This is a genomic window from Halalkalirubrum salinum, assembly GCF_005543295.1.
Taxonomy (GTDB): domain Archaea; phylum Halobacteriota; class Halobacteria; order Halobacteriales; family Haloferacaceae; genus Halalkalirubrum; species Halalkalirubrum salinum.
In genome coordinates, this window is record NZ_SRSG01000017.1 from 73,620 (window position 1) to 98,281 (window position 24,662).

At 59.9% G+C, this 24,662-nt stretch carries 23 protein-coding genes and 1 pseudogene; 11 read left to right on the forward strand and 13 right to left on the reverse strand.

The features are described from left to right. Window positions 1-2: 2 nt before the first annotated feature. Both E5K03_RS07280 and E5K03_RS17155 read left to right on the forward strand, forming a co-directional pair. Complete coding sequence (locus E5K03_RS07280) at window positions 3-1,304, forward strand: DUF7405 family protein (RefSeq protein ID WP_138005892.1); 1,302 nt, start codon at window positions 3-5, stop codon at window positions 1,302-1,304. Window positions 1,305-1,476: 172 nt separating this feature from the next. Continuing rightward, the gene (locus E5K03_RS17155) at window positions 1,477-1,653 is read left to right on the forward strand and encodes a hypothetical protein (RefSeq protein ID WP_171006629.1); all 177 of its coding nucleotides are present in this window, start codon (window positions 1,477-1,479) and stop codon (window positions 1,651-1,653) included. Between the two features lie 241 nt (window positions 1,654-1,894). Here E5K03_RS17155 and E5K03_RS07285 read toward each other — a convergent pair whose 3' ends face one another. Both E5K03_RS07285 and E5K03_RS07290 read right to left on the reverse strand, forming a co-directional pair. Beyond that, entirely contained in the window at window positions 1,895-2,941 is a 1,047-nt protein-coding gene (locus E5K03_RS07285; RefSeq protein WP_138005894.1) for a YihY/virulence factor BrkB family protein, read from the reverse strand. 211 nt (window positions 2,942-3,152) lie between these two features. Next, window positions 3,153-3,815: a DsbA family protein gene (locus E5K03_RS07290; protein ID WP_171006630.1), complete on the reverse strand. Its 663-nt coding sequence runs from the start codon at window positions 3,813-3,815 to the stop codon at window positions 3,153-3,155. Window positions 3,816-3,952: 137 nt separating this feature from the next. Here E5K03_RS07290 and E5K03_RS07295 point away from each other — a divergent pair, with 137 nt between their 5' ends. Together E5K03_RS07295 and E5K03_RS07300 are read left to right on the forward strand one after the other, a co-directional pair. Continuing rightward, window positions 3,953-4,300, forward strand: a complete 348-nt coding sequence (locus E5K03_RS07295; RefSeq protein ID WP_138005897.1) for a 2Fe-2S iron-sulfur cluster-binding protein — start codon at window positions 3,953-3,955, stop codon at window positions 4,298-4,300. Next, entirely contained in the window at window positions 4,297-5,322 is a 1,026-nt protein-coding gene (locus E5K03_RS07300; RefSeq protein WP_138005900.1) for a class I SAM-dependent methyltransferase, read from the forward strand. The genes E5K03_RS07295 and E5K03_RS07300 overlap by 4 nt, the downstream gene beginning before the upstream one ends. Window positions 5,323-5,343: 21 nt before the next feature. On the opposite strand, the gene E5K03_RS07305 is transcribed toward E5K03_RS07300, so the two are convergent. Next, window positions 5,344-6,204: a cytochrome c oxidase subunit 3 gene (locus E5K03_RS07305; RefSeq protein ID WP_138005902.1), complete on the reverse strand. Its 861-nt coding sequence runs from the start codon at window positions 6,202-6,204 to the stop codon at window positions 5,344-5,346. Between the two features lie 195 nt (window positions 6,205-6,399). Here E5K03_RS07305 and E5K03_RS07310 point away from each other — a divergent pair, with 195 nt between their 5' ends. The 3 genes from E5K03_RS07310 to E5K03_RS07320 all read left to right on the forward strand — a co-directional run bounded on the left by E5K03_RS07310 (window position 6,400) and on the right by E5K03_RS07320 (window position 10,405). Next, window positions 6,400-7,770 carry a hypothetical protein gene (locus tag E5K03_RS07310; RefSeq protein ID WP_138005904.1) on the forward strand — a complete coding sequence of 457 codons (1,371 nt, stop codon included), beginning with the start codon at window positions 6,400-6,402 and terminating at the stop codon, window positions 7,768-7,770. Continuing rightward, on the forward strand, window positions 7,767-8,075 hold the full coding sequence (locus E5K03_RS07315) for a DUF7410 domain-containing protein (RefSeq protein ID WP_138005906.1): 309 nt from the start codon (window positions 7,767-7,769) through the stop codon (window positions 8,073-8,075). Before E5K03_RS07310 ends, E5K03_RS07315 begins: the two co-directional genes overlap by 4 nt. Window positions 8,076-8,215: 140 nt before the next feature. Beyond that, window positions 8,216-10,405, forward strand: coding sequence for a bZIP transcription factor (locus tag E5K03_RS07320; protein ID WP_138005909.1), 2,190 nt, complete (start codon window positions 8,216-8,218; stop codon window positions 10,403-10,405). A gap of 17 nt (window positions 10,406-10,422) precedes the next feature. On the opposite strand, the gene E5K03_RS07325 is transcribed toward E5K03_RS07320, so the two are convergent. Next, complete coding sequence (locus E5K03_RS07325) at window positions 10,423-10,728, reverse strand: hypothetical protein (protein WP_137199005.1); 306 nt, start codon at window positions 10,726-10,728, stop codon at window positions 10,423-10,425. A 246-nt stretch (window positions 10,729-10,974) separates the two neighbouring features. On the opposite strand from E5K03_RS07325, the gene E5K03_RS07330 reads away from it, so the two are divergent. After that, the gene (locus E5K03_RS07330; RefSeq protein WP_138005911.1) at window positions 10,975-12,321 is read left to right on the forward strand and encodes an adenylosuccinate synthase; all 1,347 of its coding nucleotides are present in this window, start codon (window positions 10,975-10,977) and stop codon (window positions 12,319-12,321) included. 142 nt (window positions 12,322-12,463) lie between these two features. Here the strand turns inward: E5K03_RS07330 and purN are convergent, their stop codons facing one another. Continuing rightward, the gene (gene purN / locus E5K03_RS07335; protein WP_138005914.1) at window positions 12,464-14,047 is read right to left on the reverse strand and encodes a phosphoribosylglycinamide formyltransferase; all 1,584 of its coding nucleotides are present in this window, start codon (window positions 14,045-14,047) and stop codon (window positions 12,464-12,466) included. A gap of 187 nt (window positions 14,048-14,234) precedes the next feature. Between purN and purB the strand changes: the two genes are divergently transcribed. Together purB and E5K03_RS07345 are read left to right on the forward strand one after the other, a co-directional pair. Beyond that, complete coding sequence (purB, locus tag E5K03_RS07340) at window positions 14,235-15,647, forward strand: adenylosuccinate lyase (protein ID WP_138005917.1); 1,413 nt, start codon at window positions 14,235-14,237, stop codon at window positions 15,645-15,647. A gap of 105 nt (window positions 15,648-15,752) precedes the next feature. Continuing rightward, entirely contained in the window at window positions 15,753-16,067 is a 315-nt protein-coding gene (locus E5K03_RS07345; protein WP_138005920.1) for a zinc ribbon domain-containing protein, read from the forward strand. Between the two features lie 46 nt (window positions 16,068-16,113). On the opposite strand, the gene E5K03_RS07350 is transcribed toward E5K03_RS07345, so the two are convergent. The 7 genes from E5K03_RS07350 to dapA form a co-directional block, all read right to left on the reverse strand. Further along, window positions 16,114-16,920, reverse strand: a complete 807-nt coding sequence (locus E5K03_RS07350; RefSeq protein WP_138005923.1) for a universal stress protein — start codon at window positions 16,918-16,920, stop codon at window positions 16,114-16,116. Window positions 16,921-17,010: 90 nt separating this feature from the next. Further along, the gene (locus E5K03_RS07355; RefSeq protein WP_138005926.1) at window positions 17,011-18,147 is read right to left on the reverse strand and encodes a M20 family metallopeptidase; all 1,137 of its coding nucleotides are present in this window, start codon (window positions 18,145-18,147) and stop codon (window positions 17,011-17,013) included. Window positions 18,148-18,152: 5 nt separating this feature from the next. Beyond that, the gene (gene dapF, locus E5K03_RS07360) at window positions 18,153-19,043 is read right to left on the reverse strand and encodes a diaminopimelate epimerase (protein ID WP_138005929.1); all 891 of its coding nucleotides are present in this window, start codon (window positions 19,041-19,043) and stop codon (window positions 18,153-18,155) included. Window positions 19,044-19,074: 31 nt separating this feature from the next. After that, entirely contained in the window at window positions 19,075-20,451 is a 1,377-nt protein-coding gene (gene lysA, locus E5K03_RS07365) for a diaminopimelate decarboxylase (RefSeq protein ID WP_138005931.1), read from the reverse strand. Beyond that, window positions 20,448-21,287 (reverse strand): 2,3,4,5-tetrahydropyridine-2,6-dicarboxylate N-succinyltransferase, encoded by an 840-nt coding sequence (locus E5K03_RS07370; RefSeq protein WP_138005934.1) that lies wholly within the window; start codon window positions 21,285-21,287, stop codon window positions 20,448-20,450. The genes lysA and E5K03_RS07370 overlap by 4 nt, the downstream gene beginning before the upstream one ends. A 24-nt stretch (window positions 21,288-21,311) precedes the next feature. Further along, entirely contained in the window at window positions 21,312-22,085 is a 774-nt protein-coding gene (gene dapB, locus E5K03_RS07375) for a 4-hydroxy-tetrahydrodipicolinate reductase (protein WP_138005938.1), read from the reverse strand. Further along, window positions 22,085-23,002, reverse strand: coding sequence for a 4-hydroxy-tetrahydrodipicolinate synthase (gene dapA / locus E5K03_RS07380; RefSeq protein WP_138005941.1), 918 nt, complete (start codon window positions 23,000-23,002; stop codon window positions 22,085-22,087). The genes dapB and dapA overlap by 1 nt, the downstream gene beginning before the upstream one ends. Window positions 23,003-23,376: 374 nt before the next feature. Here dapA and E5K03_RS07385 point away from each other — a divergent pair, with 374 nt between their 5' ends. Further along, window positions 23,377-24,174, forward strand: coding sequence for an inositol monophosphatase family protein (locus E5K03_RS07385; RefSeq protein WP_138005944.1), 798 nt, complete (start codon window positions 23,377-23,379; stop codon window positions 24,172-24,174). 308 nt (window positions 24,175-24,482) lie between these two features. On the opposite strand, the pseudogene E5K03_RS17160 reads toward E5K03_RS07385, so the two are convergent. Continuing rightward, a pseudogene (locus E5K03_RS17160) lies at window positions 24,483-24,662 on the reverse strand (hypothetical protein); the annotation flags it as partial.

The following is a 24,662-nucleotide window of genomic DNA, read 5'->3' on the forward strand; positions in this document are numbered from 1 at the left end:
CGATGGGAAAGCGTGACGCTGGGCGATCGCGACGATCCTTCCTCAAAGCCGCTGTCGCTGTCGGCGGAACCGCAGCGCTGTCGGCTTGTCTCGAGCGGTTCGATGATGAGGAACCGATCCCGACCGGTACAGACGATCCCTCGTCACTCCCGACGGGCCAACACGAATGGAACGACACACTCGATCGCGACGAAGCGGGCAACGTAGTCCTCCCCGAACATCATCTACTGCTGTACCTCTCGATACGCGGCGATGGTTCGCCGACTGAGGACGATCGCGAAACCGTTGGGGCCGCCCTCGGGACGATCGAGCGCGCCTACGAGCGGAGCAACCGGGGCGCGATCGCAGAGATCGGCTACTCGCCGGCGTACTTCAATCGCTTCGAAACCTCGTTACCAGAATCTGTCGACCTCCCCGAACCCAAGACACTCTCATCGATCGAGGACCCGACCTTCGACACCCAAGACGCGCTGTTGCACCTCACCTCCGATCGGGGCGAAGCGCTGCTGGCGATCGAGGCTGCGATGTTCGGCGAAGAGGGCGATCGTCCCGACGCACTCAACGAGATTTCGGTGTCCGATCGCCTCGGCGAGGTGTTCACCGTCGCAGATCGCCGAACCGGATTTATCGGCCCGGGCCTTCCCGCGGCGAACCAGGATATCGACGGAATCCCAGACGGCGATCCAGTCCCCGAGGCCTCGCCGCTGTTTATGGGATTCAAAGCTGGATTTATTGGAAATCAGGCCAGCGAGTCTGCGGTGGCGATCGAGGCGGGGCCCTTTGCCGGGGGGACGACGAAACACGTCTCTCGGATTAGACAGGAACTCGACAAGTGGTATCCAGAAAACGACTACGAGACGATGGTCGCTCGGATGTTCAGTCCTGAACTCGCAGATCGCGGGGCAGTTGAAGGCGTCGGCGAGAATCTCGGCGAGAGCAATGGAATCACTCCAGAAGTGTTCGATCGCATCCGCGAACACGCAAAAGAGTATGGGCTCGTCGGGCACGCCGAGAAGGCCGCGCGAGCGAATCGTGATGAAAACGGCGAACCGCTGTTGTTGCGTCGACACGTCGAGTCGACCGACGGCGACGTCGCCGCGCTGCATTTCCCGTCGTATCAGCGCGAGATTTCTGCCTTCGATCGGGTACGAGAGGCGATGAACGGCGCCGATCTCACCGACATGCCACAGATCCAACAGCGGGTGAACAACGGAATTTTGCGATACATTTTCACGACTCACCGGGGGAACTTCCTAGTTCCGCCGCGATCGCTGCGGTCACTGCCAACACCGACTGGCGATTAGCTGATAATTGCTCTGTTGAAATCCTCTATCGCTGATATTTTGTTGGGACCGTGCTGAATATAGAGCGCGTATGCAGCACCGAAGGAATTCGTGAGATGTACTCAACAACCAAGGTACGCATTCGTGTATACCACTAGTGAAGAATTAACACACTGCCGTTAGAAGTACCTGTATGGACATCCGACGGAACCTCTACGTCGCTGCATTCGTTGGTGCATCGTTGTCGTACATTTTCAACGGGCTTGCGTTCACTGGTACCTTCGATGTGTTCCGTTGGTTCGTGTTCGCTGTCGTCTTTCTCGGCTTTACTTTTGGGTTTGAGAGGTTCATCGGGTGGCAGATTGGATAGCAAGAGTCTCGATTGGGGCAAGTTGTCATTCAGTGCTGCAGACATGCTCTGTATCTCGCATGGCATTCCTGACAGCACCCCGCCAGTTCAATCAGGCGCTGCTGAATACAGAGCGCGAATCGGTCGTTGGGGAGTTGATACCTAACGAGATGAATAAATAATAGAGACCGGAATTGAACATACAAGCAAGCACGTACTTCCACCAATTCCTTGCCTCAATAGGGTGAACCTCCGCTGTGGCTCAGTCCTCGCTGTTGCTGTCTGCGTCCCACTCTAACTGGACCTCGTGAGTTTTTCCGTCCTCGGTTTCTCGGGCCCATTCAGTGATTGAGATGGCGCCTCTCGGAGAGTTACGTTCGACGACGGTTCCCTTACTTGTTGGCCGCATTCCTTCGAATCGGCCGGTGAGGTCCTCACGAAGCCGCCGTAGATACGTTGCTGCCTCGCCGCGGGTCATCTCAGTATCCAATACCGAAGACTCCTCCCGCTCGTCGACGGTTGCGTCGGCATGGCCAACAGCATTGACCGCAGCTCCGAGCAACAATACGACAGCGCTGAAGTACAGCCAGGTGACCAACAGAAGGATACTTGCGATGAGACTCCCGCCGCCGCTGCCGCTCAGAGAGACGTACACCTGAAAAAGCACTTGCAGGATCGCCCAACCGACGGCCCCGACGATCGTCCCTGAAAGCACTTCCCGTGGCGACACGTCGATGTTTGGAAACAGGTAGTACATCGGGAAAAACACGCCACAGAGACCGACGATCAGTAGCAGAGAGGCCAAGAGCCCAATGAAGGGGACTGACGAGAAGAATGCGACGACGATAGTCGTGCCGACCATCGTGATGACGCCCAGCGTGAGGGTGAAAAGTACCACAAGGCTCTTTTTGATCTGCCCGAGGAACGACCCCTGATCGGTTGTCTCATAGATCTCAGAGAAGGCTGTATCGAGCCCACGGAATATCTTAATCGCTCCCCAGACAAGAGTGAAAACACCGATGAGAGAGGCACTGATCGTCGAGCTTGGGCCGGCGTCACGTTGCTCTTCGATCATCACCTCCATAACGCCACCGACCGATGGAGAGACGCTGTCGGTCGCCACCTCGATTATCTGCTGCTGTAGTTCGGGCGCACCGAACACAGAGACCCCAAGGAGGAAGAACATGACTAGTGGAACAAGTGAGATGAACGCGCTGTATGCAATACTACCGGCGAGAAAAGTTACGTTCTTTTCACTAAAGATGCGAATAGCGGGTTTCGCTCGCGAGACAGCAAACTGGATATCCATGGTTCACAAATCGTATGCGAACATTGTAACAACGGGGGGTTATACAACTCGGCCAGCGTAATTTAACTCTGCAAAAATTCGCGGGGGTAGTGAGCGTGTGTCCAACTTTTTCAACGTAAAACGAACACCACGATCGTGCTGAATCTAACCTCTGTATCTCGCACGCACTTCCTATCAAGCTCTGAGGGTTTCAACAGAGCCCTCATAATCGCTACGGCAGTTCTGCGTCGATCGCATCGGCGATCGGCCCGCAGGACTCCTCGACTGAGTCGTATCCACTGACAATCGATCCCTCGACAACAATACTAGGCGTGCTAGAGATCCCAATGTTGCTCGCACGCTCGCGATCGGCATCAGAGACGGCCTCGTACGTGCGGTTGCTCCCCGCGGCGATCGTCGTGCATGGGTCCGCATCGAGCGCATCAGCCTCGTCACCGACCAGTTGCCAGCTGTAGTTGTCGATCGACTCGTACATTGCCTTCGAGAACGCGAAGAACGCATCGTCCCCGGCAGAATCTTGGACGCTGCGAGCGGCGCTTGCAATCTCGTAGGACCACTCGTCGCTGACGGGGATGGGGAAATCGCGGTGGACAATGTGTGCGTCACCCGCGTCGACGTATTCGGATTCGAGGTCTGGGAGCACTCCGGTCGAAAACGTCGCACAGTGTGGACACGAAAAGTCCTCGAACACTTGCACCGTCACCGGCGCGTCCGACTCGCCGAGCACCGGTGCCTCCATCGACGACACCGTGTCGGGAGCGTCGAGCGAACAGTCGTAGCTGGTATCGATTTCATCGTCGCCAAGACAGCCCGCGACACCGACGATCGTACCGGTTCCGATCGCCGTGAGAACCGATCGGCGTGTGGGGTTCATGTCACAAATATCGATCGGCGCGTATTTAGGCGCGTTGAACCGGAATCGTCGGAATCGTCGGAATCTGACCATGGAATCTGATCCAATTGAGATCGCTGTCCGACAGTACTTTGATAGGCCACTCCCAAGCATTGTGTATGCCTACCGTGGAGTTTCGAGGCAAGTCGATCGAGTGCGAAGAAGGCGAAGTGCTCCGTGACGTGCTCAAACGCGAGGGACTGTCAGTGTACAATGGAAAAGCCAAGACGCTAAACTGTCACGGCATGGGATCGTGCGGGACCTGTGCGGTCCGGGTCGACGGTGACGTCTCCGAGAAGTCGAAACGGGAGGCAGTACGGCTACTTGTGCCGCCGCATCACCCCAATTACCGCCTGCGACTCTCGTGTCAGACCAAGGTCCTCGGCGACGTGAAAGTCGAAAAGTACCCCGGAGCATGGGGAACGGACGTCGGTGACGACCCACTCGGACCGATCGACGAGGAGTGACCCGACACGAACCCGAGACGTACTCGTTCACCCGGTACCTCACCGCAAAGCAGACCGTCGACGACCGCGCCCTCCACCGTCCAACCTGTGATGCCCTGCGACACTCGCTTGCGTCGACGGCTGCGGCGATCGATCGACCGCTCAGAATCCTCGAAGTCGGCGCAGGGGTGGGCACGATGCTCGATCGGCTGCTCGAATGGGGCGTACTCCCGAGCGGCGCGATCGAATACGTCGGCGTCGACACCGACGAGCAGTGCATCGATCGAGCCAGAGTCCGGGCCCGTGGCCTGGCTGGCGGAGTCGAAGTCGATACTCCAGACGATCTAAACGATTTAGACGAGTCGATCGAGACTGAACCCAAAGGACCGATCGAGATCGAAGCCGAGGACACGAGCGTTTCCGTGCGCTACGTGTGCGAGGACGCGATCGCCCATGCCACAGATGCCGACGGGTTCGACTGTGTGATCGCGATGGCGTTTCTCGACCTGATTGACCTCCCCGCAGGGCTCAATCGGCTCGCTTCGGCACTCACACCCACCGGTGTCCTGTATGCACCGGTCACCTTTGACGGGCTGACGTGTTTTCGACCAGTCGCGGACGAGAAGTTCGAACGTGCGCTGCTGGCGAGGTATCATGAGACAATGGACGCGGCTGACAGAGCGGGCGGATCGACAACCGGCCGGAAGCTGTTTGATATTGCAGAACGCTGTGGGCTGTCGATCGTCTCTGCTGGCGGTTCCGACTGGGTTGTCCACCCCAACGCAGCGAGTGAACCCGAAGGCGCGTACACGGCTGACGAAGCGTACTTCTTGCACCACATTGTCGACACGGTCGATGGGGCAGTTCGGGACGCGATCGACGAGACCGGCAGCGACAACGAGACCGACCGAAGCGTAGACAGCGTCCTCTCACCCGATCGCGTGGCGGGGTGGGCCGACCGCCGACACCACGAGATCGAAGCCGGCGAGTTGACATATACGGCGCATCAGTACGACGTGCTCTTCGAGCGAACGACGGAGTAGAAAGAAGAGACCGCGTTTGTCCTACAGGGCCGCACCGACGTACAACACGGCGACGAGGAACACCCATACGAGGTCGACGAAGTGCCAGTACATCGAGGCTGTACTCACAGAGAGGTGCCGTTCAGCGGAGTACTGACCGTACAACGATCGAACAAAGACGATCGAGAGAATCACGACACCCATAGCGACGTGGAGGCCGTGTAGTCCAGTCAACCCGAAGAACGCCGAACCGTAGACGCCTTCTGCGTAGGTGAAGCCGTAGTGACCGATGAACTCGTAGTACTCAAGGGCCTGTCCGCCGAGGAAGACGATGCCCAACAGTACGGTGAGGCCCATCCCGCGAACGAAGCTTTTGCGATCGTTGTGCCGGATAGCGTGGTGCGCCCAGTGGAGGGTGAACGAGGAGGCGATCAAAATTAGCGTGTTGACGATGATGAGCGAGCCGGTCAGCGACTCGATCGGGACCGCGTCCGGCAATGCCCACTCTGTTCCCGCGCGGTAGTAGAAGTAGTACGTGAAGATCGCGCCGAACGTCGCGAGCTCACTGCCGAGGAATGCGATCATCCCCCAGCGTAACGACACCGGTCCAGCGCTCGTGATCTCACGGGACCAGAACTTTGCAATGAATGCGTGGTACAGCCAGCCGTAGATACCGACTAAGAACAATCCAATCGCTCCGACGGCCACGCCGATCCCGATTAGCGGCGTTCCAACGACGTCCTGGAGGATCCAAAGCGCCATGCCGATGTAGATGCCTGCGCCGCCGATCGCGGTGACGAACGGCCACCAGCTTGCTTCGCCAAAGCCCCTCGGCCAGTCCTCGACGGCCGGGAGGTGGTGGTGGCCATGATCGTCGTGCCCATCCTCGGTTTGGGTACTCATGAGCGTTCCTTGTGATCGGATCGCTAAAAATCCTCCCAACCCGTCGCGCCGTCCGAGGCGGCGATCGAAGTCGCAAGCTACTCGGGTAGCGTGGCCTTAGCGTCGACAATGCGGCTCAAGGGAGATCCTGCCAAAGACAGGAGTTCTATCTCCGAATCAGGTGGACACATACTGAGACGATCGGCAGCGGTGGCTGTGGCTGTCGCGATTGTGGCTGCGATCCTCGCCTTCGCTGCCCCGGCGGCCGGCCACGCCGCGGGCTTGCGGGACGCAGGACCAAGCGGCGTGGAAGTCCCGACCTGGCTGTTTCTCACCACCGGCGGCGGTGCCGTTGGAGCGTCGTTCCTCCTTGCGAGTTTCGTGACCGATCGTGCATTTATTCGATCGATCCACGCGTGGGGAACGGAGGTTCCCGCTCCGGGCCGGCTTGCGCGGTGGGCGGTCCGCACGATCGGCGTTGGCCTCCTCGCGGTAACCATCTACGTCGGCTTCGTCGGTCCAACAACCGGGTACCGGAACTTCGCCATTCTCTTTGTCTGGGTCGTCTGGTGGGGTGGGTACGTCGCCTCGACGTACCTCATCGGCAACACATGGCCAACACTCAATCCGTTTCGGACAGTCGCAGAATTGCTGCCAACACTCGACGTGAACTACCCCGAACGGCTCGGATCGTGGCCGAGCGTCGTCGGCCTATTAGCGATTATCTGGATTGAGGTGGTGAGTCCACTAGCCGACGATCCACGAGCGCTCGCGACGGCGATCGCCGTGTACGGCGCGATCACAGTGGGTGGTGCGGTTACGTTCGGCACATCGGTGTGGTTTCGAAACGCCGACCCGATCTCGCGGGCATTTGCCTGTTTCGGCCGCGTTGCCCCGATCGAACGGACAGACTCTGGGATCTCGATCAGGCTTCCCGGAACAGCACTGTCGGAGGGCGGGCTTGTCGAGAGCCGAGCCGACGCGGCATTCGTCATCGCGCTGTTGTACGTCACGACGTTCGACGGCTTTGTCGCGACGTGGCTCTGGCGCGATCTCGCGACGTGGCTCGTCGGAGCGGGCCTCCCGCCGCTTTTTGTCTATTTCAGTGTCTATCTCCTCGGATACGGAGCGTTTTTGACGGTGTTCCAGTGGGCGATCGGGCGCGCTCGATCGGACGCGGATACCTTCCGCTCGCGGGCGGCACTGTTGCGGCGGTTCGCACCGTCATTTCTGGCGATCGCAGCAGGCTATCACATTGCACACAACCTCGTCGTTCTCATCGGTCTCGCGCCCTCAGTAATCGCAGTTGGGGCTGCACCGTTGTCGCCGCCACAGCAGCCGCCGGTCCTCGCAAGTGTTCCTGGCTGGCTGACCGGCGTCGAACTGGCATTCGTGCTCGTGGGACACTTTCTGGCGGTCTGGGTCGCACACGCGATCGCCTACGAGCTGTTCCCGGCTCGAATGGACGCAATCAGGAGCCAATATGGGATCACGCTCGTCATGGTTGCGTATACGGTCATCAGCCTCTGGATCGTGACCACGCCGATCGTCGAACCGCCGTTCCTCGCGGGTGAGTCCCTCTCATGACTCGTCAGACGGCCGAAAACCGGAGTGAAGCGGGCGAAGTCGAGGAGTCAGCTTTCGATGTTCCAGCGGATAGTGAGCCGATCGTCTGTCCGTACTGCTCGATGCCGCTTTCGACAGAGCGGCAGCGATCGCTGCACATTGGGCTCGATCACTACCACGAGAGCACCGATCGCGAACAGGAGGCGTTTCGCGAGGCGTACGCCGAGGAAGAAAAGGAACTCAGTCGGTTTCGGATTGTTGCGCTCGGCGGGCTCGTCGCCCTGTATTTTGGATTCCTCCTTGTCTACGCCCTCTTGGCAGTTTAAGCGCCACCCACAACTGAAGTTGTGTATTTTCTGCTCGACAATGCGAACGTGGGCCAGAGATTGCTTCGGATTCTTTTGGCTGTAATCAACGTCTGACGGTCCGGAAAGTATTTCCCTCGGCTGACGGGAGGTTACGCCAAATGGATCGCGAGATAATCGAAATAATCACCGAGTGGGACTCGGCTCCCTTCGACGGCGGGCACGACGAGCTCACGGATCTTGCCGATCGTCGATTTTCAGGCGCGATCAGCGACGGGACCGCCTGGGCATTTTTGTCCAACGGCAAGCTCGTTGGAATCGTCGACGGAGACCTCGACACCTTCTCGGAAGCGTCGGGCACAGTGTATGAGGCCTCTGAGGCGGTCTTGCCGCTTTTGTGTATAATGCGTGCAAAGGGAGGCGAAGAGCGCGGAAAATACTATACTGAAGAAACCCCAGTTGAGACAGTCAACGAAACGCTCTCATCTGGTGGGTTCACGGGCTATCTCGAACTCTCTGAAAACGTCCTGTCAGGCGATTACTACGTGGTCTACTACGGCGGCAAGGCGATGAGCGTCGCGTTCGTTGGCAACAGCCGAAAGCTCCACACCGACGAGGAAGCATTCGATCTACTCACCGATGAGGTCGGTATCTATACTGTCAGAAGTGTCGATATTGCGGTGACAGAGATTCCGAGCGCAGATTCCGATACCTCAGTTGGCCCATCAAGCGGAGATGATAGCGACACTGGGAGTGAAATAGAAGCCGCGAGCAACCCCACAGAGACGAGTGAGCCAGACAACACAGACGACACCACCGAGGCAGCCGATACAGCCGACGCAGACTCCAGCGAAGGAGCAATTGTTGCGGGTAGTGACGCGGATAGTGACACGGAACCAGAGGCTGACACCGCCGCAGCTATCGAATCAGTTTCAAACACAGCAGCCAAAGAGACAACGGCAAAGCCGAATGAGTCGACAACAACCGATTCAGAAGTGCCGGTCGATCAATCGACAACGACTGTCGCGAGCGACGCTCCGAGAACAGCTGAATCATCTCCAGAGCCCGGTGAATCAGACGATCCGCTGGCAGACGATACCCATCCCGGGGCTTCCGAGCGAGAATCTGGCTCTTCTGAGGGTTCAACGGTAAGCGCTGACCACTCGAGCGCATTTCGTGGAGAGGCCCAATGGCGCGAGACACGATCGATCCCGTCGCTCGATCCGGCAAAATCTCGCCCCGACTCAAACGGTGCATCGGGTGCGAAAGCATCTCCCCAACAGGGAGGTGCAAACAGCGTCCGAACGGTGAAACAACCGAACCAGCCACCGCAATCAGCCAAGTCAGATCGTTCGCGGCAGCGTCGGTCAGCGCGCCATTCCGAGCGAGACGGGGCCGAAGCAAAACTCGCCCGGGCAAAAAAGCTCTACAAACAGCTCCAAGAGAAGGCCGAACGCCTCGAGGCCGAACGTGACAGTGCCCGTGAGGAGCGCGATGAAGCCGAAAAAGAAGTCGATCGGCTCGAATCGAAGGTCGAACGCCTCGAATCAGAGATTGAACGACTCAACGCAGAGATCGATCGGCACGAATCCGATCAACCGGCGACGAGCAACCAGTTTGGGCGATCGATTTCGGCGACAGAGGCGATCGCTGGTACGAACCTCTTTGTACGCTATTCGAGCAAAGGTAAAACGACGCTCGAAGACATCCACGACGGCGACGGGAATCAAACAGACTTACGAGAGAACCTCCGACTGGAGAAACATACCACCTTCGAGACTGATGGCTGCACCGTCGAAGGTGAACCTTACGAGGAGTTCCTGACCGAAACAATCCAGTACCGCTTCACCCGGTGGGCCGTCGAGGAGTTGTTGTTCGAAATTATCGAAACAGGCAATCACACCGGTCTTAGTGGGCTATACGATAGTATCCCGCACATCGATCGTGCGGAGTTCGACGGCGAGGTTGAACTCCAACCGGCGGAGGGAGAAGGAGACGAACCGCTCATGGCCACCTTCGACGTGGTGTTGCGGGATCGGATGGGCGAACCACTGTTGATCGCGAACTTCAACGACTCCAGACAGCCCGCTCGATCAGGGATGATCGAATCACTCGTCCGATCGGGCAAAGACCTCTGTGAGCGAAGCGACTCCTTCGGCGGGGCGATCGCCGTCACATCGAGCTTTTTCGATCCCAGCGCGCTGGAGGCCGCAGGCGATGCGACTGGCGGTGGGCTACTCAGCAGAAATAAGGCAAAAAGCTACGTCAAGATCGGACGAAAGCTGGGGTTCCATCTGTGTCTAGTCGAGAGCCGTGAGAACGACTTCCACATGAGCGTTCCCGAACTCTGATCGACCGACAGTTAACGCTAATTTTCGATTTCTGCGGCGTCGTCGATCCGCATCGTCGAGAGCTTCTCGACGGTTTCGTCGAGTTTCTCGTCGAGTTCATCGACGAACTCTGCGGTGCGCTCGGTCGTAATCGCACCCTGGCTCGAGGGCTCGATCAGGTTCTCCTCTTCGAGTACACGGAGGGAGTATCGCACCTTGTGGTGTGGGTATCCAGTCTCGTTCGACATCTTGACGATGCCGATCGGCTCGTTCTCGATCACCATGCGGAGCACTTGCAGATGCCGTTCCAGCATATCAACTTCTTTTTCAAGTCGGTCTATCATGCCATTTGTTAACTTGTCTTTTTGGGTTTTAAAAGTTGCTGTCTACGATGCCGATCGACTGCGTGAGTCGCACATTTTTCATGAGAGGAGTTAACAGTTCGGGTTTGTGTGAACACGACGCACAATCATGAACAATACATACCATTGCACTACCGCTATTGTTGAAACATACATATATACACAAATGTGTATTGTATGCGGTCGACGACCGTAATGTGTTTATCGGGCGCTCGAGAACCTCCGCACATGACCGTCACTATCGTCGGTTCCCAGCTTGGCGACGAGGGCAAAGGCGCGCTCGTCGACCTGTGGGGTGGCGACGCGGACGTCGTCGTTCGATATCAAGGCGGCGACAACGCCGGACACACTGTCGTCGAAGGAGGCACCGAATACAAGCTGTCGCTCGTGCCGAGCGGAGCTGTGCGAGGAAAAGTCGGCGTGCTTGGCAACGGGTGCGTCGTAAACCCGAATACGCTATTTTCGGAAATCGATGATCTGCGCGATCGCGGACTCGACCCCGACGTACGGGTCGCAGAGCGCGCGCACGTGATCCTCCCATATCACCGCGTGCTCGATGGGATCGAAGAAAAGGCAAAGAGCGGCTCGGATCTCGCTGCAGGGACGACAAAGCGCGGCATCGGCCCGACATACGAGGACAAGGCCGGCCGCCGCGGGGTTCGCGTCGGCGACCTGCTTGATTCGGACGTCCTGCGCGATCGGCTCGAATACGTCGTTCCACAAAAGCGCGCACTTGCAGACGCGGTCTACGGTCTGGATGTCGACGAAGGTGAACATGCCGACGCCTTCGATGTCGACGCATTGTTCGAGCGCTACCGGGCGATCGGCGAGCGGCTCGCCGACGAGGAAATGACTGTCAACGCCGGTGATTTCCTCGGTAATCGGCTCGATGGCGGCGACGAGTTGCTGTTCGAAGGCGCGCAGGGAACGTCGATCGACATCGACCACGGCATTTACCCGTTTGTCACCTCCTCGAACCCGACTGCGGGCGGCGCAGCGACCGGCACCGGTGTCGGCCCAACTGTTATTGGCCGCGGCGAGGTCGTCGGTATCGTCAAAGCCTATCTTTCGCGGGTTGGTACCGGACCGCTACCGACCGAGCTCGACGGTAACAAGGCCGACGAGGAACTTGCCGATTACATCCGCGAGAAGGGCGGTGAGTTCGGTACTGTGACCGGGCGTCCGCGCCGGATCGGCTGGCTCGATATGCCCATGTTGCGGCACGCAACGCGGGCAAACGGGTTTACCGGCCTTGCGGTGAATCACATCGACGTGCTCGCCGGGCTGGACGCAATCAAGGTCGGCCACGCCTACGAACTCAACGGGGAGACGATCGAAACCATGCCCTCGACAACAGAGCGGTGGGGTGACTGTGAGCCCGTGCTCCGATCATTTGAGCCGTGGCCAGAGGTCGATTGGACCGACGTTTCAGAGTCCGGCTACGACGCGATTCCTGAAAACGCGCAGGCGTACCTCGAATACATCAGCGACGAGCTTGATGTGCTGATCTACGCGATTGGCGTCGGTCCGGATCGCGAAGAGACGATCGCACTCGCGAATCCGTTCGAACAGTAGCTACAAGTTGCGAATCCGTTCGAACAGTAGCTACAAGTTGCGAATCCGTTCGAACAGTAGCTACAAGTTGCGAATCCGTTCGAGCAGTACGCGGTCACAAAAACACAGCCCACCGAGGAGCCAGAGCACTTGCCAGCGGAGTTCAGTCGTGTCTGAACGATCGCATGCCGGTGAACGCCATCGCAATGTCATGGTCGTCAGCGGCGGCGATTACGTCCTCATCGTTGACTGATCCCCCAGGTTGGATCACGGCGCGCACGCCGGCTTCGGCGGCAACCTCCACGCCGTCGGGGAAGGGGAAGAACGCGTCAGAAGCCATCACTGTCCCTTCTGCGTCTTTGCCGTCGGCGTCGCGATTGGCCTTTTTCACCGCAAGTTCGACCGCGTCAACGCGTGAGACCTGCCCAACCCCGAGGCTCACGGTCTCTGTGCCCGTCGCGAAGAGGATGCCATTCGATTTGACGTGTTTGAGTGTTTTCCACGCAAACAGCATCGTTTCAATCTCTTTATCCGTCGGGGTTCGCTCGGTCACAAACTCGAGATTATCTGCGGTGACTGTCGAGAGATTGCGCTCTTGAACGAGGCGGCCGCCGACGATCGGCTTTTCGGCCATCCGCTCTGTAATCGTTGAGACGTCACCGACCGCCAACACGCGGAGGTTCTCCTTGCGAGTAAGCACATCCAACGCGGCGTCGGTGTATTCGGGCGCGAGGACGACCTCCTTGAACGAGTCGACGATCTGTTCGGCGGTCGCGGCGTCACACTCGCGGTTGAGCGCGACGATGCCGCCAAAGGCGCTCTTTGCGTCGGTCCGCAGCGCGCGATCGTACGCGTCCGCGAGGGAGTCGGCTACGGCTGCGCCGGCGGGGTTCGTGTGTTTGATGACCGCCGCAGCGGGGCGATCGAACTCCTTGATCAGGTTTAGCGCACCGTCTGCGTCGTTGTAGTTGTTGTACGACAGGGCCTTCGCACCCTCGTTGAGCTGTGTCGCGGTAACGACATTCGCCTCTTCGCAGCCGTCGTCGGCGTACACTGCAGCCTCCTGGTGAGGGTTCTCGCCGTAGCGAAGCGAGTCCGCTAAGTCATCGGAGACAACCCGCCGCTGGGGGAAGTCTCCGCCGGTGTCGCCGTCAACTTCGACAGTTCCCACGTCCCGATCGACTGTCACACGATCCTCCGCGAACCACCGCACCGCTCGTGGGTAGGCGCTGAACTCTGCGTCGTACAGCACCCGCTGTTTCAGGCTGTCGACGTCGTCATCCTCGTAAACAGGGACTGCCTCCTGGGTGACGATCGGGCCAGCGTCGATTTCCTCTGTAACCACGTGGACCGTACAGCCGCCCATCCGAACGCCGGCGTCGAGGACCTGTTCGTGTGCGTCCATTCCGGGGAATGCCGGCAACAGTGAGGGGTGAACGTTCAGGATCGTTGGCGCCTCGGTGATGAATGTCTCCGTCAAGACACGCATGTAGCCGTCCAGACAGACGAGATCGAAGTCGTACGCCTCCAGTCGCTCGAGGATCCGCTGCTCGTGGGACGCTCTCGATTCGCCGTCCTCGCGGGTGACGACTTCCGTCGGGATGCCGTACTCGCTGGCGGATTCAGTGATCGGCGCGCCCTCCTGATTTGTCACCACGACAGAGACCACCGCGTCGCCGGGTTCGGTTTCAGCGATGTGCAGCAGATTCCGTCCGCGGTTGCTCGCCAGGCCTGCGATCTTTCGCATACGTCACCTCTCAGAGCGGTAGCGAAAAACAGTTGCGGTCGACCTGAGGTGTGTACACAAATGTATGTATTCAAATGCTGAATATTCGGGATAAATCGTCGGTTTGTATCCACAATTTTGCATATGATTGTGTCGGATACTGTTGATAACCGATATCCTTTTTGCGAGTTCGTCTCGACGTTGCGGTATGACACTGCCCAGATCGGATCCGCTTTCGGCGGTCTCGCCGATCGACGGCCGCTACGCGGGTCGGACCGCGCCGCTGTCGCCGTACACCAGCGAATCCGCTTTGATGCGGGCTCGAACCCGCGTCGAGGTCGAGTACTTGATTGCGCTGGCCGCACACCCCGAGACAGCCGTGTCGATTTCTGAGGCGGAAGCCGACGCGCTCAGAGCGATCGTTTCCGGGTTTGACGCCGAGGACGCACGCGTAATCAAACAGCTCGAAACCGAGGGTTCCCACGGCTACAGCGCGACAAATCACGACGTGAAAGCCGTCGAGTACTTCCTCAGAATTCGGATCGACGATGCGAAAGCGATCACTGACGCCGAGCGACTCTATCCGTGGATTCACTTTGGACTGACCAGTGAGGACGTGAACAACCTCGCCCACCGCCTGCTTGTCTCGGGGGCACTGGAGTCTGTAGTACTGCCGGCGGCCAGAGACGTCCGCGACTCGCTCGTTGACCTCGCCCAGGAGAACCGCGACGTGGCGATGCTTGCGCGGACCCACGGACAGCCTGCAACGCCGACGACGTTCGGCAAGGAGATGGCCGTCTACGCTGCACGACTCGGACGAACGATCGCCCGCACGGAGGCGGCCCGCGAGGAACTGAGCGGCAAACTCGCCGGCGCTTCAGGCACGTACGCAGCACATGTCGCAGCCTACCCAGATATCGACTGGCAGGCATTCGCGGAGTCGTTCGTCACCGACCTCGGGCTACAGCACACCCCGCTTTCGACACAGGTCAACCCCTGTGACGACCTTGCGGCAGTCTTTGACGCGCTGGCGGCGATCAACAACGTCCTCCTCGACCTCAATCGCGACATGTGGCTGTACATCTCCGATCGCTATCTCGGTCAAGAGAGCGCCGCCGGCGAGACGGGCTCGTCAACGATGCCCCACAAAGTGAATCCGATCGACTTCGAAAACAGCGAGGGGAACCTCTCGAAGGCCACGAGCGATTTGACGTTTCTCCGAGACTACGTGACGACCTCACGGCTCCAACGAGACCTCTCGGATTCGACGGTTAAGCGCAACATCGGCGCGGCGTTTGCTCACTGTCTAATCGGCTATCGAAAGACCGAAGCCGGACTCTCGAAGGTTGTTCCAAACGAGATGGTCATGCGCGAGGAGTTGGAGGCGACACCCGAGATTATCGGCGAAGCCGTCCAGACGATTCTCCGCCGCGAGGGCGATACCGAGGCCTACGAGCGCGTCAAGGCACTGACCCGCGGCCAAGAAGTTACGATCGAGGACTTCCACGAGCTGTTTGCCGACCTCGATGTCTCTGAACCGGTCCGCGAGGAACTCTTGGCACTCACGCCGACTGGATACACCGGGATCGCCGCAGAACTCGTCGGTCGGATCAACAAGTAATCCCCGCCACGATCAAAGTGCCAGCATGCCAGCTGGGATGGGGGGAAGCACCGAGGACGAAATTGAGAGCAACGTTTTTGGGTTTTCCACGAGCAGTGTCGATCGATGCCCTCCGACGACTACTCGGTCTTCGAAGAGACCGAAGACGATGGATCGACAACACAAGCAAAAACTGACGACGCGACAGCGAAGACGACTGAAACGCTTAATTTGGGCCACAAAGATGAACGCGGCTGTCCGAAGTGTGGCTGTACGGAAGCCGATTTCGACGAGATCGCGACGAGCGGTAGCGGCCTCACCAAACTATTTGATATCCAAAACAGACAGTTCACTGTTGTCTCCTGTGTTGAGTGTGGCTACTCGGAGCTGTACCGCGGCCAGTCAAAACACAACGTGTTGGACTTCTTCCTCGGCGGGTGATCAGCGTCGTCACTGAGTGATGGAACACAAAGAAGCGACACCACGGCTACCGATCGGCCCGTGCGTGGGCAACAATGACCGGAGAGACCGCGTGGTCTGTGACGTCTGTTGTTGTCGAACCGAACACAAACCGCATGAGTGGCCCTGACTGTGGGGCACCAATGACGGTCACATCGTAGTACCCGGACTGTTCGACAATCGCATCCGCCGCCGTCGGTGCCTCAAACAGCCACGTATCGATCTCGATAGCCGCGGACTCACCAATTGCGGCCCGCACGTTTGCGAGGAGCCGCTGTCCGTCGACATCACTGTCCGGCGTTTGGACGTGGAAGAGATCAACCGCCGCACCGGAGACTTCAGCCAACGCGATCGCTGCTTCGACCGCCAACGGCGAGTTTGGGCCGTCAGTAATTGGGACGAGAATCGACGCGACCGTGTCGAATTGACCGTCGTGATCGATCGTCAACACGTCCGCGTCACCGTTTCGGGCGAGCTTCGCTGCCGTAGTCGATCGAAGGTCGTCGAGCAGCCCACTCCGGCGTTCCCGATCGGTGACAACCACAGCGGCGTCAACGCGGTCAACCAACAGATCCAGACGCTGGTCGTATTCTGGGACAGATTGAACATCCACGCGGCGGTTTGCGGAGCGTTCGGATACAGCTGAGACAGACTCGGGATCGACCGCAGCATACAGCGGTACATCCCACCAAGCGGCGATCGATTCTGCGAGCACGGTCGGGGCTGCTGCTGGGAGATTCTCGCAGTCGTCGACGGTAGGGGCAAACAAACAGGCACCCGAAGGAGCGCTCCTGTCGAGAGTGAGGTCGACCGAGTCACGCACGTCCGTGAGCATGTACTCACAGATGAAACGGCATCTTACATAAATCACCGCGATAACTCTCACTCAACAGAATTTGTAAATTGTGTCCGCAACTGCTCGCAGCTATGATATGAATCGGTCAACAGCCGTCGAGAGAGCCGTTGCGGCCGTTTTGACCGCAGCTACCGGAACGTACTCTCGATCGCTGTGTGCGACGGCGCCAGACTTGTCGGCGAGGACACCGGGACCAAACACCACCGTTGGCGCGGGCGCAAAGTATGACGCCTCAGTTGCGGCGGTGAACGGACGCACGTCGCCGGCCGCGCAGTCGGTCTGTTCGGCAGTTGCGTCGGCCAGCGTTCTGACCAGTTGGTGGCCCGGATCAGTGCTAAACGGTCCGAGAAACGGCGAGGGGCGGTCGGTCAAGTCGAACGAAACACCGACTGCCGACGGGACGGCCTCACGAACCGCAGATTCGATCGCAGCACGGAACTCCTCTTGGGTCTCCGGAGGGATCGAGCGGCGATCGAGCGTGAGCGTACACTGTGCAGGCACCTGATTCGTCGACTCGCCGCCGTCGACGACTGTGGGGGTCAACGTTGCGGATCCGAGTTGTGGGTGTGGCGATCGCCCCTCGTCGAACGATCGAATCGCCGCGAGGGCAGCCTCCAACGCAGCGATCGCGTTCACCCCACTCTTGGGCTCCGCAGCGTGTGCGCTCACACCAGAGAGCATCAGTTGGCCCTGAAACCGACCTTTGGCGGCCGTGCACACATCGAGACCAGTTGGCTCGCCAACGATGTAGCAGTCGCCGTCGATGGGGTCAACGTCCTGGTGGTCGAGCTTGCCAGTCAACGCGGCCGCACCGGTCGACAGCGTCTCTTCATCCGGTGACACCGCAAGTGTCACACGGCCGCGATCAGGATCGACCGAAAAAAACGCCGTGAGCAACGCGGCCAACGGTCCTTTCGCGTCACACGATCCCCGACCGCGAATAATGCGGTCGTCGCGTTCGTAGGGCACGTGTGGACGAACAGTGTCAATATGGGTGTTCAAAACGAGATGGGGCCCGTCGTCGGGACGATCGCTCCGCTTGGTCGCGATCGTGTTGCCCGCCGAATCGACTGTGGCGGCGACTCCGTGGCGTTCGATCGTCTCCAGCAGGAACGATCGCATCGTGGTAACATCTGCCGTCGAGTCAATTTGTACCGCCTGTTCGAGAAACTCGACCGGATCGAACCCAGAGGCCGCCGCAGCCACGGTGGCTACGCCACCTCCGGTGCCACAACCGCCAACTCCCCGGTGAAATCAAGCGCAACAGGGCCGGTTAGCGTCGCAGGGCTGCGATCGGGAACGGTGATCGTGAGCGTCCCGCCCGGCGGGCTCACGTCGACAGGCACGTCGGCTTCGAGGCGTCCGGTTCGCTTCGCAGCGGCGACTACCGCGACCGCGCCGGTTCCACACGATTGGGTCTCGCCCTCGACACCGCGCTCGAACGTCCGCTGCCGGTAGCCGGCAGTGTGGTCGCTCGCGTCGACCGGGGAGGCAAACGTCACGTTCGCTCCCTTGGGGAATGCATCGGCGTGTCTGATCGGCGGTGCGATCGCTTCAAGATCGATCTCGTCAACGTCCGAAACGAACCCAACCGTGTGCGGTACACCCGTATTAACCGCAGTGACGGCTTGCCCCTCAATCGGCGTGTCGATGAGCGGGTCGTCGAACGACGCCGACAACGGCACACGACGAGGATCGAACGCCGGCGCACCCATTTCGATCGTGATCGTCTCCTCGCCGATCTGTGCGTGACGAGTCCCCGCCTGGGTATCGATCATAATCTCGGTTGCGCCGGTTCGCTCAGCCGCCCACGCGGCCGCACAGCGCGCGCCGTTTCCACACATTGCCGCAACAGACCCATCGGGTTGCACGAGCGTCATAATCACCCGCGGCGGTGAGAACCGATCGCTGAGATCCAAAAATAACACCCCATCCGCGCCTGTCCGTTCGGTCCCCTTGGCGGTCACTCCCGTCTCGCGATCGCAGTATCTCCTTGCAAATGCGCTCCGGTCAGGCACTGATTCGGTCGCATCGACGATAATAAAATCGTTGCCGGTGCCGTGGTACTTCTCGAACGAGACGGTATGCTGGTAGGTGCTCATGGTTCCGAACAGATCGCGTGTGATACTCTCATCATTCCTCTGGTAGGTTGGCCGATCGGACGCTGCCCGTGAGTGACTGTGTCGATCGACCCTTGCTATCAGTTTCCAATGCGGACAGTGCTGAAAGCTCTTCGGCCCGCCTAACGAGGCGATATTCGCCGGCTTTTCCGGCGACCTCTGGCGGCCGCGGCCGAGAATTGTACGTGCTCGCCATCTCGTATCCGTACGCGCCGGCGATCCCGATGGCGAGGATATCCCCACGCTCGGGGCGAGCTAAAAGACGATCCTCACAGAAGACATCTGCAGTCTCACAGATTGGCCCAGCAACGGTGACTGGTGTCTCAGGACCGTCACGCGAGAGATTCGAAATGGGGTGGTAGGCGTCGTACATCGCCGGACGGAGCAGTGTGGTCATTCCGGCGTCGGTGCCTGCCACGAGCGTGTCACGAGCAGCCTTGACCGTGTTCACGCGTGTCAACAGGACGCCTGCGTCGGCGACGACGTATCGCCCAGGTTCGATGGCGAGCTCAACGGGATCTCCCGCCGTAGTTTCGAGTGCTCCGATCGCCGCACGCGTCGTTTCCGCAACCGCATCGAGTTCCAGTGGCGGTTCATTCTCTCTGTAGGGAACGCCGAAGCCACCGCCGATGTCGACGTATTCGAGGTCGATCCCCGCCGAAAGCACGTCTCGAGCGAGATCGCCCATTCGTTCGACCAGCGCGCGGTGATTCGAGAGGTCCTCACCCGAGATACCCGATCCCGCGTGTGCGTGAATCCCAACGACGTCGAAGTGCTCGGCAGCGTCATGAATGAGTGATTCCGCACGCTCGATCGGGACGCCGAACTTCGCGGCCGCACCCGTTCGGACCTTCTCGTGGTGGCCCGCACCGACGCCTGGGTTGACCCGCAGACAGACGCTGCCGTCAAAGCCGCGCGCGGCGAGGCGCTCAAGCGTGTCTTCCGCACCGACAGTGATCGTGAGTTCTGGGCGATCGACCCACAGATCGGTGACGTAATCGAGATCTGCGGCTGGCGGGTTAACTGCGGTGTAGTGGATCCGCTCGCCAGGAAACCCGGCGGCGATCGCACGCATGACCTCGCCCGCGGAGGCACACTCGGCGTCAAAACCCGCCGCACGAACCGTTTCGAGCACCGCCCGTCCAGTGTGTGCTTTCACCGCGTACCGAACGTCGGCGTCCGGAAACGCCGCAGAAAGTCGGGCACAGTTCGCCGTAACACGATCGAGGTCTGTGACGTACAGCGGCGACCCGTACGTTTCGAGCAGCGATCGAAGGAGTTCTTCGTCCCAATCAGCGAGGCGCCGGACCGAGGGGCTCTCACTGGATACAGCCTCGTCGTCTTCGGAGTCGTGGCGATCGTCGGACGATGCACCCTCGTCAGTTGTCATTCCCGGAGCGCCTCCTCGCGCCGCGTCGCTTCGAGGGTCTCCTCGGCGACGTCGGTGGCGACGACTGCAGGTTTGTACGCGCCGCCTTCAAACAGCTCGTGATCGCTTACAGACGACTCGACGTAGCGGGTGAACGCTCGTCTGTTGGCCGGCAGGTGCCCGAAGATGACCGTCTCCTCGACGAGATCGTACACCGGGATCCGAGGGGTGAGGAGCGTGTTCTCGCCGACGATCGAGTTCTCGCCGATCCGAAAGCCCGAGGTGACCCGACAGCCCGCCCCAAGCGAGACGTTGTCTTCGAGCACAACGGGCGCGTCCTCGACAGGTTCGAGCACGCCGCCAATGAGGGTGTTCGCGCCGAGTTTGACGTTTTCGCCGATCTGTGCACACGAGCCGACGGTATCACAGGAATCGACAAGCGTTCCGTCCCCGACATAGGCGCCCGCGTTAACGAAGGATGGACTCATCATGATGCAGTCCGAGCCAAGGTAGGCACCACGACGGATCGTCGTCCCATCGGGCGTATTTCGGGTGCCACGATCGCCAAGGTCCTCGGTGTCTCGAAGCGGTAACACGTCGTAGTAGGTCACGTCGCCGTAGCGGCGCGGTAGCGTCTCTCTGAGCCCGAAGTTCAGGAGGATTCCTCGTTTGACCCACTCGTTTGCCTCCCAGCTCGTTACGTCGTCGCCGGTTTTTTCGGCGGCTCGGACCTCGCCAGCTTCGAGGGCCTCGAGAAACGCCTCGAGCGTTGCGTACTCCTCGTCGCTCGCCTCCGCAGCGGTCAGTCCGTTCTGGTATCGGTCCCACAGCGTTGTGATTTCGGATTGAATCGTCATTGGTGATACCTGCGTCTTCGTCGGTTAAGTATCGTCGATTACGTCAAAAAAGTCGTAGCGTCCGGGCGGTTGCTCGGCCAGCCACTCCGCAGCGTCGATCGCGCCGATCGCGAAGATCGATCGATCGCCCGCGCGGTGGCACAGCGACACCGTCTCGTTGTTGCCGGCGAGAAGCACCTCGTGTTCGCCCGCAATATCGCCGGCACGTCGTGCGTGGACGCCAATCTCGCCGGATGACCGGGGGGCCTCACCGACTCTGCCGTGGACCCGATCGTCGATATCAGTCCGAACGCCTTCGATGTCGTCGATGAGCGTGTTGGCGGTCCCACTTGGCGCGTCGCGCTTGCCGTTGTGGTGCGTCTCTGTCACCTCGATGTCGTAGCCGGGCAGCGCCTCGACTGCTTGTGTGACCGCACGTCGAAGCGCGGCGATGCCCCGCGAGAAGTTCGTCGCGTGCAACAGCGCCGTTTGCTCGCTCGCATCCGCTAGGGCCGTCTGGTCGGCCTCGTCGAAGCCGGTCGTTCCCGTGACAAACGCGACGCTGTGGTCCGCACAGTGGGCGGCGTACGCCGTGGACGAGGCGGGACCGGTAAAGTCGACGACTGCGTCGGGCGATCGTGCGGCCAGCAGGTCCTCAAAGCGATCGGCCGATTCGATCTCGACACCGGCGATCGGCTCGTCGACTGGACTTCGGTTGACCGCGAAAGCCACCTCGACAGCTTGGCGGTCCACCGCAATACCGAGTACCTCCCGGCCCATTCTGCCGTTCGCGCCGGTGACGGCGATCTCTACGGCCATTATCCGGTCGCCTCCGCGGGCGCTACCTCGTGGTCGCCATCCAGCTCGTCGAGCAGTTCCTGGAGCCGATCGCGATGCTCCTCGGAGAGCTCCGACAGCGGTGATCGGATGTGCGGCGGCGTGTGCCCGCGCATCGCCATTGCGGCCTTGACGGGGATCGGATTCGTCTCGACGAACAACTGGCGAATGAGCGGTCCTAGCTCGTGGTGAATCGCCCGCGCGAACGCGTAGTCGCCGTCCAGTGCTGCACCAACCATCGCACACGTCCGCTCGGGTTCGAGGTTTCCGACGACCGAGATCGTTCCCGTGCCGCCGATCGACAGAACCGGCAGCGTGAGCCCATCGTCGCCTGAAAGGATCGAAAAGTCAGCGTCACGGGTGCGTTCGACCACTTCAGAGATCTGGTTGAGATCGCCCGAAGCAGCCTTGTACGCACGAATGTTTTCATGCTCAGCCAGCGCGACGGCAGTGTCCGGCTGGATGTTCTGGCCGGTCCGTGAGGGCACGTTGTAGACGATCTGTGGCAGGTCGACCGCGTCCGCAACTGCCGCGAAGTGATCGTACATCCCCTGCGGTTCGGGCTTGTTGTAGTACGGCGAGATGAGAAGCAGCGCGTCAGCGCCGGCGGCCTCGGCGCGTTCGGAGAGCTCCAGCGCCTCTGCAGTGTTGTTCGAGCCGGTGCCCGCGATGACCGGGACGTCTTCGACGGCGGCGGCGACGGCCTCGATGACCTCGACGTGTTCGTCGTGGGTCAGGGTCGCGGATTCGCCGGTCGAGCCGACCGGGACCAGACCGTCAACGCCAGCGGCTTCGAGCCGTCGAGCGTCCGTCTGGAGTGATTCGATGTCGATTCTGTTGTCGTCGGTGAAGGGGGTCACCATCGCCGGAAAAACCCCGTTGAAGTCGATGTTTGTCATGGCTGTGGATTCGTGTTGGTCGTGGGTCGCATGTCGGGAGCGATCGTCCCGACAGCAGCGTTTGTTGATTGCGTATCGGTGCGTCGCGATCGATGCACACAATGCGTCGATAATCGCATCGCTGTGGGAGTCGGGTGCTCACCCGGAACGGGGTCGCCACGCCCGCACCGAGCGATCGTTACGCGCGTTTTTTGAGAAAATCTACAGACGCTGCTTTCGAGAGATGTCCGGCCGTGTCGATCGCAGCGTGAGTCACACGTGTACGATGGTGAGGAATTGGATTTATACCTTTTGACTCACGGATGAGACTGACAATCTGTGGGCGTCAATCTGCAGTCGATAGCTTGAATTGCGAACCGCCACAGCGATCGGACATGTCCGATCGAGCACCGACTGCATCGTCGATCGACGAGTTTGTCGCTGTGGCCGAATCCGCAGCCCGTGCCGGTGGCGACTATGTCCGCTCTGTCTTTCGATCTCGCGCTGTCGACGGTGAGTTCAACGGGACCGACGTCAAGACCCGGACCGATCGGGAGGCTGAATCCCGTGTTCTCAACAGTATTACCGATCGGTTTCCAAACCACGCAATCCACGCCGAGGAGTCTGGAAAGCGCGGTGACAGCACCTACCAGTGGGTTATCGATCCGCTTGACGGAACGAACAACTTCGCGAGCGGAATTCCGATGGTCGCGACCGCTGTCGCGCTGTTGGCGGAGGGCGAACCGATCGTCGCCGCGATCTACGCGCCGCTCACTGACGTGATGTACGTGGCCCGTCGAGGAGAGGGCGCGACGCTCAATGGCGAGCCACTGACGGCACAGTCAGACCTTCCCTTAGCGCACGGGACCGTTTCGTTCGTCGTTGGGCTCGATGCTGTTCGCGATCCGGCGGTAGCGCCGATCGTCCGTGGAATCAAGGACGCAATCGAACCGGCGTGTAAGCGGGTCCTCCAGACATGGGCACCGTGTCTCGACTGGGGGCTGGTGTCCGGCGGATCGATTGAGGGGATTGTCTGCTACCGACCGGATGTGTACGAGCACTACGCTGGTAGCCTTCTTGCGCGTGAGAGCGGCGTACATACGACAGAAACTGAGGATATATTCGTCGGGGCTGCGGAGCAAGCTGTTCACGATCAGCTACTCGCGCACGTTCACAACGCCACCAAGCCATAGGTCGCCGTATTGATCGAGCGTGTCGCTAGGCGATCGGTCTACAAAAAGGGGACGGCCGTGGTGTTAGTGTTGGGTGTGGGTTGAGTGTGTCACGGAATGCGGTAGTTGCCGCAGTGTCCCCATCAGTCGCGTTACAAAAGCGCCTTTATAAATTTTCTTATGGGCGTCTCAGAAGACTATTTGGCGTCTCTACAGGAAAGACAGGCCGAGTGCCTCGGGGTCATACGGAAGACGAAGTATTCCGTGATGACGAGTGGTCTTCGGTGCTCACGTTCTATGAGTTCTATCAGCTGCGGGCGATCGTCATCTCACGCTTCGCTGTCAATGCTTTCGTCGGTGCCACCTTCATCGCCTTGTTCAGTGCCTGCATCTTCTCTGTCGCCATCTTCGGTACCCGTGTCGCTCTCGTCGCCATCCTCGGTGCCCGTATCGCTCTCGTCGCCATCCTCGGTGCCCGTATCGCTCTCGTCGCCATCCTCGGTGCCCGT

Excerpts from the sequence above, each read along its gene's own strand:
- E5K03_RS07280 (WP_138005892.1), top strand. The coding sequence starts at position 3 with ATGGGAAAGCGTGACGCTGGGCGATCGCGACGATCCTTCCTCAAAGCC.
- E5K03_RS17155 (WP_171006629.1), top strand. The coding sequence starts at position 1,477 with ATGGACATCCGACGGAACCTCTACGTCGCTGCATTCGTTGGTGCATCG.
- E5K03_RS07285 (WP_138005894.1), bottom strand. The coding sequence starts at position 2,941 with ATGGATATCCAGTTTGCTGTCTCGCGAGCGAAACCCGCTATTCGCATC.
- E5K03_RS07290 (WP_171006630.1), bottom strand. The coding sequence starts at position 3,815 with ATGAACCCCACACGCCGATCGGTTCTCACGGCGATCGGAACCGGTACG.
- E5K03_RS07295 (WP_138005897.1), top strand. The coding sequence starts at position 3,953 with ATGCCTACCGTGGAGTTTCGAGGCAAGTCGATCGAGTGCGAAGAAGGC.
- E5K03_RS07305 (WP_138005902.1), bottom strand. The coding sequence starts at position 6,204 with ATGAGTACCCAAACCGAGGATGGGCACGACGATCATGGCCACCACCAC.
- E5K03_RS07315 (WP_138005906.1), top strand. The coding sequence starts at position 7,767 with ATGACTCGTCAGACGGCCGAAAACCGGAGTGAAGCGGGCGAAGTCGAG.
- E5K03_RS07320 (WP_138005909.1), top strand. The coding sequence starts at position 8,216 with ATGGATCGCGAGATAATCGAAATAATCACCGAGTGGGACTCGGCTCCC.
- E5K03_RS07325 (WP_137199005.1), bottom strand. The coding sequence starts at position 10,728 with ATGATAGACCGACTTGAAAAAGAAGTTGATATGCTGGAACGGCATCTG.
- E5K03_RS07330 (WP_138005911.1), top strand. The coding sequence starts at position 10,975 with ATGACCGTCACTATCGTCGGTTCCCAGCTTGGCGACGAGGGCAAAGGC.
- purN (WP_138005914.1), bottom strand. The coding sequence starts at position 14,047 with ATGCGAAAGATCGCAGGCCTGGCGAGCAACCGCGGACGGAATCTGCTG.
- purB (WP_138005917.1), top strand. The coding sequence starts at position 14,235 with ATGACACTGCCCAGATCGGATCCGCTTTCGGCGGTCTCGCCGATCGAC.
- E5K03_RS07345 (WP_138005920.1), top strand. The coding sequence starts at position 15,753 with ATGCCCTCCGACGACTACTCGGTCTTCGAAGAGACCGAAGACGATGGA.
- E5K03_RS07350 (WP_138005923.1), bottom strand. The coding sequence starts at position 16,920 with ATGCTCACGGACGTGCGTGACTCGGTCGACCTCACTCTCGACAGGAGC.
- dapF (WP_138005929.1), bottom strand. The coding sequence starts at position 19,043 with ATGAGCACCTACCAGCATACCGTCTCGTTCGAGAAGTACCACGGCACC.
- lysA (WP_138005931.1), bottom strand. The coding sequence starts at position 20,451 with ATGACAACTGACGAGGGTGCATCGTCCGACGATCGCCACGACTCCGAA.
- E5K03_RS07370 (WP_138005934.1), bottom strand. The coding sequence starts at position 21,287 with ATGACGATTCAATCCGAAATCACAACGCTGTGGGACCGATACCAGAAC.
- dapB (WP_138005938.1), bottom strand. The coding sequence starts at position 22,085 with ATGGCCGTAGAGATCGCCGTCACCGGCGCGAACGGCAGAATGGGCCGG.
- dapA (WP_138005941.1), bottom strand. The coding sequence starts at position 23,002 with ATGACAAACATCGACTTCAACGGGGTTTTTCCGGCGATGGTGACCCCC.
- E5K03_RS07385 (WP_138005944.1), top strand. The coding sequence starts at position 23,377 with ATGTCCGATCGAGCACCGACTGCATCGTCGATCGACGAGTTTGTCGCT.